Origin of the sequence: Variovorax paradoxus EPS (assembly GCF_000184745.1) — a bacterium.
Classification (GTDB): domain Bacteria; phylum Pseudomonadota; class Gammaproteobacteria; order Burkholderiales; family Burkholderiaceae_C; genus Variovorax; species Variovorax paradoxus_C.
This window is the reverse complement of record NC_014931.1, coordinates 4,276,407-4,292,998: the sequence shown is the minus strand read 5'-3', so window position 1 is coordinate 4,292,998 and position 16,592 is coordinate 4,276,407. Positions and strand designations below refer to the sequence as shown.

Here is a 16,592-nt window from a genome sequence, read left to right as displayed (position 1 = left end):
AACTCACCCACCCCACGGAGAAAAAGAAGATGACTGCGCTCCACGTCAATGGCCGTGACCACACGGTCGATGCCGATCCCGGCACCCCCATCCTCTGGGCCCTGCGCGACACGCTGGGCATGACCGGCACCAAGTTCGGCTGCGGCGCCGCGCTGTGCGGCGCCTGCACCGTGCACCTGGACGGCCAGGCGATCCGTTCGTGCATCACGCCGATCTCCGCCGCAGAGGGCAAGAAGATCACCACGATCGAAGCCGCCACCGATGGCAGCGACCCTGTCGGCGCATCCGTGCACGCCGCGTGGGTCAAGCACGACGTCGCGCAGTGCGGCTACTGCCAGAGCGGCCAGATCATGAGCGCGACCGCGTTCCTGAAATCGCTGCCCAAGGGCAAACAGCCCAGCGTGGACGAGATCGATTCGGCCATGGCCGGCAACATCTGCCGCTGCGGCACCTATGTGCGCATCCGCGCCGCCGTGGCCGATGCGGCCCGCGCCCTCGCTTAAGGAGCCACCACCATGTTGCCCAACATCGACTACAACGACTTGCCGCGCGCGCTGCAGCGCCTGATGGCCCAACCCTCGGCTGACGAAGCCGCCACGCTGCCTCGCCGCAGCTTCCTGAAGATGGCTGGCGCCGGCGGCCTCGTGCTCGGCGCCTTTCCCCACATGGCCATGGCACAGGCCGACGGCGCGAAGCCAGCGGCCGGCGGCTTGAAGCCGACGCAGCAGCCTTCGGCCTTCGTGCAGATCGCGCCCAACGGCGAAGTCATGGTGACCATCAACCGCCTCGAATTCGGCCAGGGCGTGCAGACCGGCCTGCCGATGATCCTGGCCGAGGAACTCGACGCCGACTGGGCCCTGGTGCGCAGCCGCAGCGGCACCAACGATGCCGCATATGCCGATCCGCTCTTCGGCATCCACCTGACCGGTGGCTCGAACACGATCAAGAACAGCTTCACGCAGTACCGCGAACTGGGCGCCCGCGCCCGGGCGATGCTGATGTCGGCCGCGGCGGCGCGCTGGAAGGTCGACGTCGCCACGCTGCGCACGCAGGCGGGCACGGTGATCGGGCCCGGCGGCCGCAAGCTGAGCTACGGCGAGCTGGCCGAAGCGGCCATGGCCTTGCCGGTGCCCGAGAAGGTCGTGCTGAAAGACCCGAAGGATTTCCGGATCATCGGCCGCGCGACCACGCGCCTGGACGCGCGCGCCAAGAGCAGCGGGAGGCAGGACTTCGGCATCGACGTGAAGCAACCCGGCCAGTTGACGGCCGTGGTCGCGCACCCACCGGTGTTCGGTGCGCGTCTGTCCTCGGTGGACGACAGCGCCGCGCGCGCAGTCAAGGGAGTGAAGGCCGTGGTGCGCATTCCGCTGGACCGCGGCGCCGAAGGCGTGGCCGTGGTGGCCGATGGCTACTGGCCAGCCAAGCTGGGCCGCGACGCGCTCAAGCTGGAATGGAACACGTCCGCCGTGGAAAAGGTCGACAGCGACAAGCAACTGGTCCAGTACCGCGAGCTGGCCGGCCGTCCCGGCAACCGCAAGTTCGACGCCGACATGGCGCCGCTGGCCAAGGCGCCGCACAAGCTCGAGGCCGAGTTCGTGTTTCCCTACCTGGCGCACGCGCCGATGGAGCCGCTGAACTGCACGGTGAAGCTGTCGGACGGCCGCGCCGAGCTGTGGGTCGGCACCCAGTCCGCCGACCTCGACGGCCAGGCCGCGGCACGCACGCTGAAGCTCAAGCCCGAGCAGGTGAAGGTGAACGTGCAGATGGCGGGCGGCGGCTTCGGCCGTCGCTTCGTGGGCTCGAGCGACTTCGTGGTCGAGGCCTGCGAGATCGCCAAGGCCACGCGCGCCGCCGGCCTCGATGCGCCCGTGCGCCTCTTGTGGAGCCGCGAGGACGACATGAAGGGCGGCTACTACCGCCCGATGCACCTGCACCGCGCCAGCATCGGCTTCGACGAGCGCGGCAAGATCCTCGCGTGGGACCATGTCATCGTGGGCCAGTCGATCACCGCGGGCACGGTGTTCGCCGGCATGATGGTGAAGGACGGCATCGACGCCACGGCGGTCGAAGGCATGCGCGATCCGTACCCCGTGCCCATGCGCCTCACGGTGCACCACCCGCAGGTCAACGTGCCGGTGCTGTGGTGGCGCAGCGTGGGCTCGACCCACACTGCCTTCGTGATGGAGACGCTGATCGACGAGATCGCCCGCAGCACGAAGCAGGACCCGGTGGCCTACCGCATGCAGCTCTTCGGCGACAAGCACCCGCGCCATCGCGCTGCGCTGCAACTGGCCGTGGACAAGAGCGGCTACGGCAAGAAGAAGCTCGCGGACGGCCGCGCCTGGGGCGTGGCGGTGCACGAGTCCTTCGAGTCGGTGGTTGCCTATGTGGTGGAAGCTTCAGTGAAGGACGGCCAGCCGGTGCTGCACCGCGTGACCAGCGGCGTGCACTGCAACCTGGCCGTCAACCCGCGCAGCGTGGAAGCGCAGGTGCAGGGTGCGGCGGTGATGGGGTTGTCGACCTGCCTGCAAGGCAGCGCGATCACGTTGAAGGACGGTGTCGTGCAGCAGGGCAACTTCGGCGATTTCACGGTGGCCCGCATCACGCAGGTGCCGGAGTTCGACATCCACATCGTGCCCAGCGCCGATGCGCCCAAGGGGATGGGAGAGCCGGGGCTGCCGCCGCTGGCGCCGGCGTTCGCCAATGCGATTGCGCAATTGACGGGCAAGCCTTTGCGGCAACTGCCTTTCAACCTGGCTTGACGCGCGCTATTGGGTTCTGTGGTCTGAAAAAACCAGAGCCGGAGCCATGGTCGTTCGGGCTGAGCTTGTCGAAGCCTCGCGCGGCGCTTCGACAGGCTCAGCGTGAACGGATTGGAGCTCCGCGTTGACGGAACGGGGCTCGGCGTTAACGGAACGGGGCTCGGCGTTAACGGAGCGGGGCTCGGCGTTAACGGAGCGGGGCTCGGCGTTAACGGAGCGGGCTGGCGGATCGGGCTTCAGATCGCCGCGGGCACGCTGCTCGCGCGCGCCTCGCCGCGCACGTCCTGCGGCGCCACCGCGGGCGGCAGCGGCAGGGCCAGTGCGGGCGGCGACAGCTTCGGCTGGTTGCGCGCCACCATGTTGTCGGGCTTCATGCGGAACAGCTGCGTGAGCGCCGCGCGGTACTGCGCCTCGCCTATCGAATTGGTGTTGTGGTGCGAGCCGCCCTCGACCAGCACGAACAGCTTGGGCACCGTGGCCGCGTTATAGAGCTTGCGGCCCAGCGTCGGGTTGATCAGGCTGTCGGCCGTGCCATGCACCACCAAGAGCGGCGCGCCGATGTCCTTGACGGTGTTGATGGCCTCGAAGCGCTGCGTGATGAAGGGGCCCAGCGGCAGCCAGCCCCACTTGAAGCTGCTGACCACATCGGCGATGGAGCTGAAGGTGCTCTCCACGATGGTGCCGCTCTCGTCGTTCACATGCGCCGCCAGGTCGATGCCGATGGCGCCGCCCAGCGAGTGGCCGAAGATGTAGCGGTGCTGCTTGGGGTGGCGCGCGGCCAGCCAGGTCCAGGCGGCGCGGGCGTCTTCGCGGGCCGATTCCTCGGACGGCAGGCCCTTGGAGCTCTTGCCGAAGCCGCGGTAGTCGATGGCCAGCACCGAGAAACCCAGCTCGTGCATGCGCTGGATGCGCGGCGCCGAGCCGGCCACGTTGTAACGCGCGCCGTGCAGGTACAGCAGCACGGGGGTTTCGGTGGTTTCAGGGGCGCCGCCCAGCCACAGGCCGTGCAGTCGCGCGGGTTCGCCGGTGATCGACGACTGGAAATCGATCCAGACGTCCTCCATGCCCTGGGTCATGGTGGCGGTATTGCCCCAGCTGCGGTCGCTGGGCTGAAAGATCCATTCGCGCTGTTGTTCGTCGAACGTGGAGCAACCGGCAGCGAGCAGGGCGCACAGCGAGAGGACAGACGCGAGGAGGGTCCAGCGTTTCATCATGGGGTTGAGGGACAGCGATACCGGCCGAAAGTTTCATCCGCTTTCACCACGGCGCGCCGGCGTTGCGCCCTGGTAACCCTCCGAAACAGCGCTCGACGGCGCTTTGGCTAGACCATGCAACGTGCGTGCCCGGTCCCCGGATGACCCCGGGAAATCCTCGAAAACCCTGAAAACGGCGCCGATTCGGCTATCTGCCGCGCATGAACAGCGTGTCGAGCTCGCGAATCGACAGCTGGCGCCAAGTCGGCCTGCCGTGGTTGCACTGGTCCGAACGCTCGGTCGCTTCCATCTGGCGTAACAGTGCGTTCATCTCGTCGATGGTGAGCTTGCGGTTGGCCCGCACCGCGCCGTGGCAGGCCATGGTGGACAGCAATTCGTTCTGGGCGCGCTGCACCACGGTGCTGGCGTCGTGCTGGCCCAGTTCGGCCAGAACGCTGCGCGCGAGCTCGACCGGGTCGCCATCCGCCAGCGTGCCGGGCACTGCGCGCACCGCGAGCGTGCGTGCCGAAAACGCGGTGATTTCCAGTCCCAGCGTCGGCAACACCTCGGCACAGGCCTCGGCCGTGGCCACTTCCTGCGGCGTGGCCGCGAAGGTCGCGGGAATCAGCAGCGGCTGGCTGGTGATGGCGGCGCCGTCGAGCTGCGTCTTGAGCCGCTCGTAGACGATGCGCTCGTGCGCCGCATGCATGTCGACCACCACCAGTCCCTGGGTGTTCTCGGCCAGGATGTAGATGCCCTGCAACTGGGCCAGCGCGCGGCCGAGGGGCCAGGCCTCGTCGTTGGTGGCGGCGGGTGCCGAGGCGTCTTCCGCGGGGCTCGGAGGCAGCCCGACGGGCGCCCTGAAGGCCATCGGTGCCGCACCGGTCAGTGGCCAGTGCGAGGGTGTGGAATCGGGCGCGTGCCCGAGTTCGTCGGTACGGCGCGGCCACATGGCCTCGAAATCGCCGGCACCGCGCTCCCGCGCCACGAAATTCATGGCCGGCTGCGACCAGCTCGCGCTCTCGGGCAGCTTGGTCTCCCTGAAAAAGGGTTCCGGCGGACCGGACGGCGCCACGGCATCCCCGGCGCGCGGCGCGGCCAGCGCGTCCTCGATGGCGTGGCGCACCGCCTGGTGCACCTCGCGGCCATCGCGAAAACGCACCTCGATCTTGGTCGGGTGCACGTTCACGTCGACGCGCGACGGATCGATTTCAAGGTACAGCGCATAGATCGGCTGGCGCTGCCCGTGCAGCACGTCTTCATAGGCGCTGCGCACCGCGTGCGAGAGCACCTTGTCGCGCACGAAGCGGCCGTTGACGTAGAAGAACTGCTGGTCGCCTCGAGAGCGCGCCGCATCGGGAATACCGGCACGGCCGACCACGCGCACCACGCCGCCCAGGTGTTCGACGGCCACGCTCTTGGCCACGAAGTCATCGCTGAGCGCATCGGCCAGCCGCTGTTCGCGCGCGTCGGCGGCGCGCCATTGCTCGACCAGCTTGCCGTCGTGCCACACCGAAAAGCCGACCTCGGGCCGCGCCAGCGCATGGCGGCGCACGGCCTCGATGCAGTGGGCCAGCTCGGTGGCATCGGTCTTGAGGAATTTGCGGCGTGCGGGCGTTGCGAAGAAGAGTTCGCGCACTTCGACGGTGGTGCCTACAGAGCGCGCCACCGGGCGCAGCTCGCCGGTGCGGCCATCGAGCGCGAAGGCGCTGTCGGCGCCGCCGAAGCGCGAGAGGATGCTGAGTTCGGCAATCGCATTGATCGCCGCGAGCGCCTCGCCGCGAAAGCCCATGGTGCCGACCGTCTCCAGGTCGTCCAGGCTCGCGATCTTGCTGGTGGCATGGCGGCGCAGCGCCACCGTGAGTTCTTCGCGCGGAATACCCAGCCCGTCGTCTTCCACCGAGATCAACCGCACGCCGCCCGAGGCGAGCCGCACCGTGACCTGGCTCGCGCCCGCATCCAGGGCGTTGTCGAGCAGTTCGCGCACCACCGAGGCCGGCCGCTCGACCACTTCGCCGGCGGCAATCTGGCTGATCAGCTCGTCGGGGAGCTCGCGGATTGGGCGGCGGGGAGAGGGGGAAATGGAGGAGGGTAGTGCGCTCACCGGGGCATTTTAGAAGTGCAAACAATCCTGGCCCGGGCCTGACCGGAAGAGTCCCTTGCCGGTCCGCTCGGTGCGGCATCGGCGGACTTGACGGCAGCTGTACCGGCGTGTTCTCTATGACAACTGCTTGTACATGACGAAGGCATCCACGAAGCCATGCTGCGGATGCCGAAACGCACCGGGCAGGGTGCCGACGATGTCGAAGCCCATCTTCTGCCAGAGCCGCACCGCGCGCTCGTTGGTGGACACAACGAAGTTGAACTGCATCGCCAGAAAGCCCATGCGCCGTGCCTGCTGCTGCGAGTGTTCGCACAGCGCCGACGCGACGCCCAGGCCGCGCGCCGCCTCGGACACCACGTAGCCGCAGTTGCTCACATGCGCGCCCTGACCGGGCTGGTTGGGCTTGATGACGTAGGTGCCGAGCACCGCGCCTTGCTCGTCGCACGCGATGAAGGTGGCAGTGGGAACTTTCGTCCATGCATGGCGTGCCTCGTCTTCGGTCACGTCTGCGGCAAAGGTGTAGGTGTCGCCGCGGCGAAAGGTCGGCTCGAGCACGGCCCAGATGGCGGGCCAGTCCGCCTCGAGGGCTTCACGTATGTGGATCATGGGGGGATTCGAAAAGGAGGCGGGACCTCAACAAGGATAATCCGCGGCCATGGAAATCATCAGCTTTCTCGTCGACTTCATCCTTCACGTCGACAAACATCTCGAGGCCTTTGTCATTGCCTACGGCCCCTGGGTCTATGCGCTGCTCTTCCTGATCGTCTTCGTGGAAACCGGTGCGGTGGTGATGCCGTTCCTGCCGGGCGATTCATTGCTCTTCATCGTCGGCGCGCTGTGCGGCGCGGGGCTCATGAATTTTCCGCTGGCGTGCGGCATCCTGATCGCGGCGGCTATCCTCGGGGACCAGACCAACTATTCGATCGGCCGCTACTTCGGGCCGAAGGTCTTTCAGTGGGAGAACTCGCGCTTCTTCAACCGCAAGGCCTTCGACCAGGCCCACAGCTTCTACGAACGCTATGGCGGCATCACCATCATCCTCGCGCGCTTCATGCCGTTCATTCGCACGTTTGCGCCGTTCGTGGCGGGCGTGGCGGAGATGAGCCGCGCGAAGTTCACCATGTACAACGTGGTGGGTGCGCTGATCTGGGTGCTGGGCATCGCGACGGCCGGCTATTTCTTCGGCAACCTGCCGTTCGTGCGGCAGCATCTGGACAAGATCATCTGGGCGCTGATCTTCGTGCCGGGGTTGCTGGCCATCTTCGGTGCGTGGCGCGCGTCGAAGGCCGAAAAGGCGAGGGCCGCCGCCCAGGCCTGAGGCGTTTCAGCGGACAGGAAAAAGCGCGCCGAGGCGCGCTTTTTTCATTCAGCCAATCGCTGGAAACCGCTCAATAGCGCGGCCCGTTGCTCGGGTAGTAGTTGCTGCCCTGCGGATAGCGCTGCTGGTTGTAGTTGCGCTCGTCGGCATTGCGGCCGACCTGATTCCCGATGATGCCGCCGATGGCCGCACCACCCACCGTGCTGGCCGTGTTGCCGCCGATGGCATTGCCCACCAGCGCACCGCCGACCGCACCGACACCAGTACCGAGGTTCTGGTTGGGGCCGCTCGCGCAGCCCGCAATGGTCATGACCGAAGTGGCTGCAGCTGCAGCGATCCAGAGACGTGTCTTCATGATGTGCACCTTTCGAGGAGTGATGGATTCATCATCCGCAAAAGTGCCGCCTGCCTCGTGTAGGAGCCTGCCGCGCCTGCCTGTGCGGTGTGATGGGCCGGTCTGCGTGGGACAAAAAAAGCGTGCCTTGGCTTTACAAAGCGCGGCACCCGAGGGATCAGAGCTGCCGGCTGCGCGCCAAAGGCGGATTCTGCGCAAAGTAACGCTGGATGCCGCGCATCAGCGCATCGGCCAGGCTTTCCTGGTAGTCGACGCGGCGCAGGTTGGCTTCTTCCTCGGGGTTGCTGATGAAGGCTGTCTCCACCAGCACGCTCGGAATGTCCGGCGCCTTCAGCACCGCGAAGCCGGCCTGCTCGACCTGGCCCTTGTGCAGCCGCGCACCGATGCCCTTGATCTCGCCGAGCATCGCGCCGCCGAGCTTCAGGCTGTCGTTGATCTGCGCCGTCGTGCTCATGTCGAGCAGCGCGCGCTGCACCTGCGCCTCGTGGTTGCCGACGTTCACGCCGCCGACCTTGTCGGCGTCGTTTTCCTTGTTGGCGAGCCAGCGCGCAGCGCTGCTCGATGCGCCGCTCTGGCTCAGCGCGAACACGCTGGCGCCGCGCGCGGCGGGCGTGGTGAACGCGTCGGCGTGGATGCTCACGAACAGGTCGGCCTGCACGCGCCGCGCCTTCTGCACGCGCACGCCCAGAGGCACGAAAAAGTCGGCATCGCGCGTGAGAAAGGCGCGCATCGGGTTGCCGTTGACGCTGCCCGCGTTGATGCGGTCGCGCAGGCGAAAGGCGACCTGCAGCACGATGTCTTTTTCGCGCGTGCCGCTGGGGCCGGTGGCGCCGGGGTCTTCGCCGCCGTGGCCGGGGTCGAGCGCCACGATGATGATGCGGTCGGTGCGGCTCGCGGTGGCGCCGCCGCGTGCGACCGCGGCGGGCGGCGGCACGGGCTTCACCGGCGCGGTGCCCACCACGGGCGGCAGCGGTGCCGGTGCCACGAGCACGGGCGGTGCGGAAGGACGGTCGACGCCTGCGACTACCGGCGGCGCGGGCGCCGCCGGGCCGGGCCGCATCGACTGCTGTGCCATGAGATCGCCCAGCGGATCGCCCGCGGGCATTGCGGGACGCACCGGCGCTGCGGGCGCAATGCCCGCCACCGACGAACCATTGTTGATGCCGCTGCCCGGCTTGGGCGCATCGCGCAGCCGCTCGGCAATCAGCGCTTCCATCGGATCGATGGCCTGCTCGGGATACAGGTCGAGTACCAGCCGGTGCTTGTAGGCCGCCACGGGCGCGAGCGAGAAGACCTGCGGGCGCACCGTCTGCTTCAGGTCGAACACGATGCGCACGACCGTCGGTGCGTTCTGCCCGACGCGCAGGCCGTTGATGTACGGATCACCCGGCTTGATCTTGCCGACCAGTTCGCGCAGTTCGCTGTTGAGCTCGATGCCTTCGATGTCCACCGCCAGCCGCGGCGGACTGCCCACCACGAGTTGCTGCGAGGTGAGGCGCGCATCGGACTCGATGGTCACGCGGGTGTAGTCGGCCGCGGGCCAGACGCGAACCGCGAGGATGGTGGCGCCGCGTGCGATCTGGTGCACGCCGAGCATCAGCGCGATGCTGCCGCCCTGCAGCAGCACGCGCCGTTTCAGTCCACCCGCCTTCATGCGGCAATGCGCGCCAGCAGATCGCTGCCGCGAGGGGTGTTCGCGAGGAGGGTCACGCTGCGTGTGTCGTCGGTCATTGCTTCTATTTTAATAGCGAGGTCCGCAATCGGTGTGCGGCCCGCGGCGTTTTCCGGCCATTCGGCCAGCTTGAGGCCCGGCCCCGCGAAGATGTCGCGGAAGCCGGCGTCGTCCCACTCGCGCGGATCGGCGAAGCGGTAGAAATCGAAATGGAAAATCTGCAGGCCGTCGGGCGCCTCATGGGGCTCGACCACCGCATAGGTGGGGCTCTTGATGCGGCCCTCGATGCCCAGGGCGCGCAGCAGGTGGCGAACGAAGGTTGTCTTGCCGGCGCCCAGATCGCCTTCGAGGGCGATGAAGGCATCGCGCAATGCGGGCGAGGCGGCGAGCGATTGCGCGAAGGCGTCGGTGTCGGCTTCGCTGCCCCAGCGCAGGACGCGGGTGCGTGGGGTGCCCTTGGGCGTTTCTACAATCGGCAAGTGATCGTCAGCCATCCACTCGTTGTTCGTATTCAGGCTTTGGCCCGGGAACTCGGATTCTCCCAAATCGGAATCGCGGGCGTCGATTTATCGAGCGCCGAGGACGGTCTGATGCAATGGCTGGCCCATGGGTTCCATGGCGAGATGCAATACATGGAAACGCACGGCACCCGCCGCGCGCGTCCCGCCGAGCTGGTGCCGGGCACGGTGAGCGTGATCACCGCGCGCATGGACTACCTGCCGCGCGACACGCCGCCCGAGTGGCAAGCGATCGAGTTCGACCGCCTCGCGCGGCCCGGCGAGGCCATCGTGTCGGTCTATGCGCGGGGCCGCGACTATCACAAGGTGCTGCGCAATCGCCTCGCGAAACTGGCCGAGAAGATCGCCGAGGAGGTCGGCCCGTTCGGCCACCGCGCCTTCACCGATTCGGCGCCGGTGCTCGAAGCCGAGCTCGCATCGCGCAGCGGCCAAGGCTGGCGCGGCAAGCACACGCTGGTGCTCGACCGCGACGCGGGCTCGATGTTCTTTCTCGGCGAGATCTATGTCGATATGGCGCTGCCCGAGAGCGAGCCCGTCACCGCGCATTGCGGCAGCTGCAGTGCCTGCATCGACGTGTGCCCGACGCAGGCCATCGTCGCGCCGCGGCGGCTCGATGCGCGGCGCTGCATCTCGTACCTCACCATCGAACACGGCGGGCCCATCCCGGAGGAACTGCGGCCCTTGATGGCCAACCGCATCTACGGCTGCGACGACTGCCAGTTGATCTGCCCCTGGAACAAATTTGCGAAGAAGAGCGCGCTGCCGGATTTCGACGCGCGCGAAGGGCTCACGGGCCGCACACTGGCCGAGCTCTTCGCGTGGACCGAGGACGACTTTCTTCGCCGCACCGAGGGCAGCCCGATACGCCGCATCGGGCATGAGCGATGGCTGCGCAACATAGCAGTGGCGCTTGGCAATGCGGTGAGAGCGGGCGAGGGAGGCGCGAAGGAGGCGCTGGCGACGCGCGCCTCGCACCCGAGCGAACTGGTGCGCGAGCATGTCGCATGGGGGCTTGCACAGGACGCGACGGCATCGCCGTGACGTTTCGCCGGATTGCTTCGGTCCCCGGCGGCAAGCCTATACGCCACCGCAGCTTCACCGACAAGGTATTCACACATGGGGTGTGAGGCACGGCACCCAGACAAATGGCCGTGTGCCGGATCCGTAACGCACCGCATCGGCGTGCGCCAGGACGAAGACCGAGAGATCGGACCGGTGTCGTTCAGTGCGGCTCGCGCAGCAGACGATTGCCTGCACGCGCGGCCGCAGTGAAAGTGGCCCGATGCTCTCGCACTCAGTTTTCGCCTGCGTGGCTTTCGAAGAAGCTGCGGGCCGCGAGCAGGCAGGGTGGGCTCACAAGACTTGGGTGATACGAAAGCAAGGTGTCGCGTGTCTTGTCGCGAGACGCAGTGGGGCTCCAGATTTTCCAACTGGCGGCCGACATGATCCGGAAACCAATGTGGGCAAAAGCGTACGGATCGCCCGGAGCGGGTGTTGTCTCCAGATCGATGACCTTCAACTTGTCATCGGCCATTCCGTTGGCACGAAAGTAGGCTGCGGTTGCCAGCGTGCTGCGAAAGTTCAAGGTCGGATCCAGACCACCGCCGCACATCATCACCGGACGTTGTGGCGTCCAATTGCGAAGGTCGTTCGCAACTGCCGCTTTGCGAAATGCGTTCTGAGGCTTGCAGTCGAGCGGGTTTTTTGCACCAGGGGTCGTTGCATATTTGTTCACCTCTTCGCTTGGGAGTTTGAATTTTTCTCCCGCATCCAGGTGAAGAATGGCCTCCGTGATGACAGATGCGGCTTTGGATACCTCGCCGGGAATCGTATATATATGAGAAATCGCCCACTCGATTAGCCGGCGTTGGCTTGACAACTCAACGATCAATCCGGGTACTGCCAGATCGAGACCGACGGACTTGGCTCTATCGACCACGTCCTTCGCGCCCGAGAGCCTGTAGTCCACATTCCTTTCCGCCAGTTCGGGAAGCTCTGCCAAGGGCGGCATTGTGTTGCCGGGGCAAGAGTTGGATTTGATGTCTTTCAGCGCGGCCTTGATGTAGGTGCTCTTGATCAAGTTCGCGTCACCGCTTTGCTTGAACCACGGGTTCGCAACCGACGGCTTGTCGCTTTCCGGAAACATCTCGGTCACGGGGAGCTTGCCGCTCGTGAACAGGCTGTTCAGCGGCTCGTTGCTCGGCATCAACGCTTCGATGCCGCTGGCGTATCGCGCTTCGTAGATTTCTCTCGGATCGACGTAGAGATCGCCAAACTGCTTCTGCCAAGGGGTCGACAGGAGCGGGAAGAAGGCGGTCGCCCCATTGGAAGTCAGCCCCTGAAAGTTGTGATCGACCAACAGGCTGATGGCAGAGGGTGCCGAGATGGGCGCCGATGCCGTGATCGACTGACCCGTGGCCTGCAACTCGCGATGCGCCGCCATCGCGACATAGCCACCTTGAGAGATACCGGTCACCAACAGCTTGCCGGAGTCTTTGCCGCCGATCTGCGGCAAGGCCTTGCGTGCGGCCGTGAGTGCATCGACCACGTCTTTACCCTGCTGGTCGCCATTGAGATACGGGTGATATGGAAGATTCGACTTTCCGTAACCCGCGTAGTTGGACGCCACCACGATGTACCCGCGAGATGCAAAGACTGCGGCCACCAGCATGCCTTCTGCCGCTGCAGGTTGCGTCGAATCGAGGAGCTTGGTGAAGGTGTACTCGCGTGTGAACCAGGTCCCGTGGGCATAAAGCACGATGGGCCGCGGGCCTTGGCACATGGGGCTGGCACCGGTGGGAATCATGATGACACCGTTGGCGTTGGTGATTGCACCTTTTTCATCGCCCGTGCGGTATTCCAGTTCGTGCAGATCGATGCCGCATGCAACGGCTGATTTTCCGGTTGCCAGCGGAATGGCACTGAGTGCTTGCTTGAGTGCCGGATGTTCTTCGAGACGAAGACTGAACTCATCGGCCGAGAGCTTGTGCAGGAGTGCGGGTGGGCTGACTATCAATGAACCTCTGCCGTTAGGCGCCGGTGGCGTTGCACCGTCCGTCTGGTTGACGGTCAGTTGCGCCCCGCCATCCACCATCGCCAGACTCGATTCGGAAGAAACGGGGAGCGGCGCGAAACCTCCTCCATTTCCATTCCCACCGCCACCGCCACCGCAAGCGGCAATTACCGACGCCGTGCACAACGTCGACGCGATCTTCCATGACTTCATGAGCTATCTCCCTTTGTTGAAACTTCCGAGCGGCCGGAGTCTAGGAAGAGATGAGCGTTAACACTGTCAGGTACGGGTGAACTGAATCAGATCGCGGGTTTTCCACTGCGCCAGCGTTGCATCATCTGTGAAATATTCCACGAGATAGGCGTCGTGGCTTGGGTGATGGGTGATGAATGGCCGCTTGCTTTTGCCTTTTGCGAGACAGGCATTTGAGCCAGATGTCACGCAGGATCGATCGCAGGCGCTCAGGAGTCGCGCTTGCATGGCGCATGTCATCGGCGCGATAGGGCCAGAACGCTTCTTCGGATTTTTTTCAAGCAGGCAGGATCTCGCGCACGCGCTCCCACGGCCGGCACATCAGCGTGCCGCGCGGCGAGACCACGATCGGGCGCTGCAAAAGGATCGGGTTCTCCACGATCGCATCGAACAGTCGGTCGTCACTCCACTTCGGATCGGCCAGCTTCAGTTCTTCGTACGGCGCTTCCTTCGTGCGCAGCAGATCGCGCGCGGTCATGCCCATGGCCTTCGTGAGTTCGCGCAGCTTCGTCTTCGAAGGCGGCGTTTCCAGGTACAGGACGATCGTCGGTTCCACGCCGCTTTCGCGGATCAAGCCCAGCACGTTGCGCGACGTGCTGCAGTTGGGCTTGTGATAGATCGTCATCGGGTAGTCGGTGGTGGGGGTGCGTGCGGTCATGGCGTCGATTATCGGAAGCGCGGGCGTCAGTCCTTCTTGGCTTCCTCGTCCATCGAGAACGGAAAGCGCGCGGCCCAGAATTCGGCCAACCTGGGGTCGGCATCCACGCGCCGCACCACGTGCGCCATGCGCGGCGCCACGCGGTAGAAGCGCCGGCGCCGCGGCGCCCAGCGCGACAGCACCGTCACGTACAAATCAAGCATGCTGATCTTCTCGCCGAGCAGGTAGGGCGCGGGTTCGTCGATCTGCGTGTCCATGAGGTGCCAGCATTGCGCGATGCGTTCGGCCGTGCGCTCGAGCATCACGGCCTGCGCCGCAGGATCGGGCGTGAAGCGCGTGGGCTCGTCGCGCACCCAGAAGAGCGAATAGATGGCCGCGGGCAGGTAGACCATCCAGCGCAGGTAGCGCGCACGCAGCGGATCGCCGGGTGCGGGGCAGAGCCCCGCTTCGGGATAGCGGTCGCCGAGCCAGAGGAGGATGGCCGCGCTCTCGGTCATCACTTCGCCCGAGGGCAGCACGAGCGCGGGCACTTGCCGCATCGGATTGACCTTGGACACGCGCTCGCGCTCGGCATCGCTCTCCCACGTGGCGACGTCGACGGTCTCGACCTGTGCGCCGATCAGCGTCAGCGCCGCATGGACCGGCGTGGCGCCCGAGCCGGGCGCGCCGTAGAGGATGTAGCGGTCTTCGGAGGCAGGTGAAGAAGAAGCCATCCGCACAGATTACTGCGGACGGCCCCCGGTTGTCACGCAGCCAGCGCCGCGTCCACCTTCTTCAGTGCTTCGAGCGTCTTGAAGCAGGCCTCGGCCACTTCGGTGCCCTTGATCGCGAAATGGCGATGGAAGTACTTGCGGTGCTCCACATGCTCGTGGAAATGGTGCGGCGTGAGCACAGCCGAGAAGATCGGCACGTCGGTCTCGAGCTGAAGCGACATCAGCGTGCTGACCACCGTGTTCGCGACGAACTCGTGGCGGTAGATGCCGCCATCGACCACGAGCGCGCAGCCGATGATGGCTGCGTACTTGCCCGAGTTGGCCAGGCGCTTGGCGTGCAGCGGGATCTCGAAGGCGCCGGGCACATCGAAGACGTCGATGAGCTCGCGCGCCACGCCCAGGCGCGCCATCTCTTCGAGGAAGGCGTCGCGTGCCTGGTGGACGATGTCGGAATGCCACTGCGCTTCGACGAATGCGATGCGCTCGCCGCGCGACGAATTCGACGCGGTGATGGCGGAGAGGGGAAGGTCGTTGATCTGACTCATGGTGTGCCTCTGAAAAGCAGGTTTCCTGAATCAGGGCGCACGAAACCGCAAAGCCAGCCGCGCGCTCATGCATGGCAGAGCGCGCGGGCGTGCCCGCATTTCGCGCTCTCTTTCATCCGGACTGTGACCGTCGGCTTCGGAATCGCACCGAAATCTGCTGACCCCTCGGCCTGCTTGCGCAGGCCTTGGGCGCTCGCGGGCTTGTGCAACTTTTCAGCTGCCATCACCGCCGGTGGGGAATTGCACCCCGCCCTGAGAACGCTTGCCGCCCGGCGAACCGGACGACGGCCGCGATTCTAGAAGCCCTCTGCAGCAGAGGGTTGTCGCCCGCGCGCCAGACCTTGGGCCGCGCGGGGATTTATTTCATCGGCGACGCACGCCCCGCGAGGAACTGCGTCATGCGGTGCAACTCTTCATCGAGTGCCGCGCGAAAGGCCGCATCGCGCGGCTTCTTGCCGGCATAGCCGAAGCTGGGTTGCAGTTGCCCGCCGGGCGCGGTCACGTTGGCCCAGCCGATCACGCGGTCGTGCCACAAGAGCGGCAGCGCGTAGTAGCCGAACTGGCGCTTCGGTGCGGGCGTGTAGGCCTCGAACTTGTACGTCCAGCCCCACAGCAGTTCGAAGCGGCGGCGGTCCCACACGACCGGATCGAAAGGCGCGAGCAGGCGCACCGCTTCGTCGGGCGCGTGGCGCTTCGAGGCCGGGTTCTCGTCGGCGGGCCAGTACCAGGTCGTGCCGTCGATGTGGCAGCTCGCGAGCTCTTCGCGTGCCAGGCGCAGCGCCGCCTGTGTCTGCGCAGAAAGATGCGGCGCGCCGTAGCCGAGCAGGCGCACGAGGTAAGTGAGGCTTGCGGCGGGCAGCGGCGCGTATTTGCGCACGATCAGTTCGATGAGCGCGGCGGCGCGTTGCGCGCGGCCGGCGGGGCTGTCGTCGGCGGGCATGTGCCTCACGGCTTCGTAGACGCGGGTGCCGCTGTCGCGCCGCACCACGCGCAGCATGCCGCGGTAGTGCATGCCGTCGAGCAGGTGCGTGGTCGCGTTGCTCGAGCCACCCCAGTAGTTCTTGACGCGGCCGTGCGCGAAGTGCTGCTCGACCTGGCGCGGATGCACCGGGCCGTGCTCGCGCACATAGGCGAGCACGTCGGCGGCCTTGCGCCGCGTGTCGGCGTCCCAGGCTTGCTTGGCTTCGCGCGGATGCATCAGCGCCAGGTGCTCGCGCGGCAGGAACCCGTAGTTCACGAGGCAGTCTTCCTCGATCGCGAGGCGCGTGTAGCGGCTTTCGAGATCGCCCGCGCGGTAGTCCTTCACGCGGTGGCGCAGCGTGAGGTCTTGCGCGCGCGCAGGGGCGCGGATCGGATCGGCCTGCACGAAGCCGAGCTGGCGGATCGCGCTCGGCAAAGTGGTCGGTCTGAAGAGGGTGCGCGCGACCGCGTAGCGGCGCAGGTCGTCGAGGGTCGGATCAGCCATGAAGCGAATTGCAGCACAGGCGGC

16 protein-coding genes and 1 riboswitch are annotated in these 16,592 nt (G+C 66.2%); of the genes, 4 read left to right on the top strand and 12 right to left on the bottom strand.

Annotated features, from left to right (window positions below):
• The first annotated feature begins 29 nt into the window (after positions 1-29).
• Both VARPA_RS19850 and VARPA_RS19845 read left to right on the top strand, forming a co-directional pair.
• Entirely contained in the window at positions 30-503 is a 474-nt protein-coding gene (locus VARPA_RS19850; protein ID WP_013542368.1) for a (2Fe-2S)-binding protein, read from the top strand.
• Positions 504-515: 12 nt separating this feature from the next.
• On the top strand, positions 516-2,762 hold the full coding sequence (locus VARPA_RS19845) for a xanthine dehydrogenase family protein molybdopterin-binding subunit (protein ID WP_013542367.1): 2,247 nt from the start codon (positions 516-518) through the stop codon (positions 2,760-2,762).
• A gap of 236 nt (positions 2,763-2,998) precedes the next feature.
• On the opposite strand, the gene VARPA_RS19840 is transcribed toward VARPA_RS19845, so the two are convergent.
• The 3 genes from VARPA_RS19840 to VARPA_RS19830 all read right to left on the bottom strand — a co-directional run bounded on the left by VARPA_RS19840 (position 2,999) and on the right by VARPA_RS19830 (position 6,665).
• On the bottom strand, positions 2,999-3,976 hold the full coding sequence (locus tag VARPA_RS19840; protein WP_013542366.1) for an alpha/beta hydrolase: 978 nt from the start codon (positions 3,974-3,976) through the stop codon (positions 2,999-3,001).
• 187 nt (positions 3,977-4,163) lie between these two features.
• Complete coding sequence (gene mutL / locus VARPA_RS19835; protein WP_013542365.1) at positions 4,164-6,059, bottom strand: DNA mismatch repair endonuclease MutL; 1,896 nt, start codon at positions 6,057-6,059, stop codon at positions 4,164-4,166.
• Positions 6,060-6,173: 114 nt separating this feature from the next.
• Positions 6,174-6,665 (bottom strand): GNAT family N-acetyltransferase, encoded by a 492-nt coding sequence (locus VARPA_RS19830; RefSeq protein WP_013542364.1) that lies wholly within the window; start codon positions 6,663-6,665, stop codon positions 6,174-6,176.
• 49 nt (positions 6,666-6,714) lie between these two features.
• On the opposite strand from VARPA_RS19830, the gene VARPA_RS19825 reads away from it, so the two are divergent.
• Complete coding sequence (locus VARPA_RS19825) at positions 6,715-7,377, top strand: DedA family protein (protein ID WP_013542363.1); 663 nt, start codon at positions 6,715-6,717, stop codon at positions 7,375-7,377.
• 70 nt (positions 7,378-7,447) lie between these two features.
• Here the strand turns inward: VARPA_RS19825 and VARPA_RS19820 are convergent, their stop codons facing one another.
• The 3 genes from VARPA_RS19820 to tsaE form a co-directional block, all read right to left on the bottom strand.
• Positions 7,448-7,732, bottom strand: coding sequence for a glycine zipper domain-containing protein (locus VARPA_RS19820; protein ID WP_041942967.1), 285 nt, complete (start codon positions 7,730-7,732; stop codon positions 7,448-7,450).
• A 157-nt stretch (positions 7,733-7,889) separates the two neighbouring features.
• The gene (locus VARPA_RS19815) at positions 7,890-9,386 is read right to left on the bottom strand and encodes an N-acetylmuramoyl-L-alanine amidase (RefSeq protein ID WP_013542361.1); all 1,497 of its coding nucleotides are present in this window, start codon (positions 9,384-9,386) and stop codon (positions 7,890-7,892) included.
• Positions 9,383-9,898, bottom strand: a complete 516-nt coding sequence (tsaE, locus tag VARPA_RS19810) for a tRNA (adenosine(37)-N6)-threonylcarbamoyltransferase complex ATPase subunit type 1 TsaE (RefSeq protein WP_041942966.1) — start codon at positions 9,896-9,898, stop codon at positions 9,383-9,385. The genes VARPA_RS19815 and tsaE overlap by 4 nt, the downstream gene beginning before the upstream one ends.
• On the opposite strand from tsaE, the gene queG reads away from it, so the two are divergent.
• Positions 9,884-10,963, top strand: a complete 1,080-nt coding sequence (gene queG, locus VARPA_RS19805; protein WP_013542359.1) for a tRNA epoxyqueuosine(34) reductase QueG — start codon at positions 9,884-9,886, stop codon at positions 10,961-10,963. The genes tsaE and queG overlap by 15 nt on opposite strands.
• Before the next feature lie 253 nt (positions 10,964-11,216).
• Here the strand turns inward: queG and VARPA_RS30280 are convergent, their stop codons facing one another.
• The 6 genes from VARPA_RS30280 to VARPA_RS19775 all read right to left on the bottom strand — a co-directional run bounded on the left by VARPA_RS30280 (position 11,217) and on the right by VARPA_RS19775 (position 16,568).
• The gene (locus tag VARPA_RS30280) at positions 11,217-13,148 is read right to left on the bottom strand and encodes an alpha/beta hydrolase family protein (protein ID WP_080559404.1); all 1,932 of its coding nucleotides are present in this window, start codon (positions 13,146-13,148) and stop codon (positions 11,217-11,219) included.
• A gap of 66 nt (positions 13,149-13,214) precedes the next feature.
• Positions 13,215-13,415 (bottom strand): hypothetical protein, encoded by a 201-nt coding sequence (locus VARPA_RS31150; RefSeq protein WP_144299017.1) that lies wholly within the window; start codon positions 13,413-13,415, stop codon positions 13,215-13,217.
• A 49-nt stretch (positions 13,416-13,464) separates the two neighbouring features.
• Positions 13,465-13,845: an arsenate reductase (glutaredoxin) gene (gene arsC / locus VARPA_RS19790; RefSeq protein WP_013542357.1), complete on the bottom strand. Its 381-nt coding sequence runs from the start codon at positions 13,843-13,845 to the stop codon at positions 13,465-13,467.
• 26 nt (positions 13,846-13,871) lie between these two features.
• On the bottom strand, positions 13,872-14,558 hold the full coding sequence (locus VARPA_RS19785; RefSeq protein WP_013542356.1) for a glutathione S-transferase family protein: 687 nt from the start codon (positions 14,556-14,558) through the stop codon (positions 13,872-13,874).
• A 32-nt stretch (positions 14,559-14,590) separates the two neighbouring features.
• The gene (locus VARPA_RS19780) at positions 14,591-15,103 is read right to left on the bottom strand and encodes a 6,7-dimethyl-8-ribityllumazine synthase (RefSeq protein WP_013542355.1); all 513 of its coding nucleotides are present in this window, start codon (positions 15,101-15,103) and stop codon (positions 14,591-14,593) included.
• 100 nt (positions 15,104-15,203) lie between these two features.
• Positions 15,204-15,367: riboswitch (FMN riboswitch) on the bottom strand.
• Positions 15,368-15,461: 94 nt separating this feature from the next.
• The gene (locus VARPA_RS19775) at positions 15,462-16,568 is read right to left on the bottom strand and encodes a DNA glycosylase AlkZ-like family protein (protein ID WP_013542354.1); all 1,107 of its coding nucleotides are present in this window, start codon (positions 16,566-16,568) and stop codon (positions 15,462-15,464) included.
• Positions 16,569-16,592: the final 24 nt, after the last annotated feature.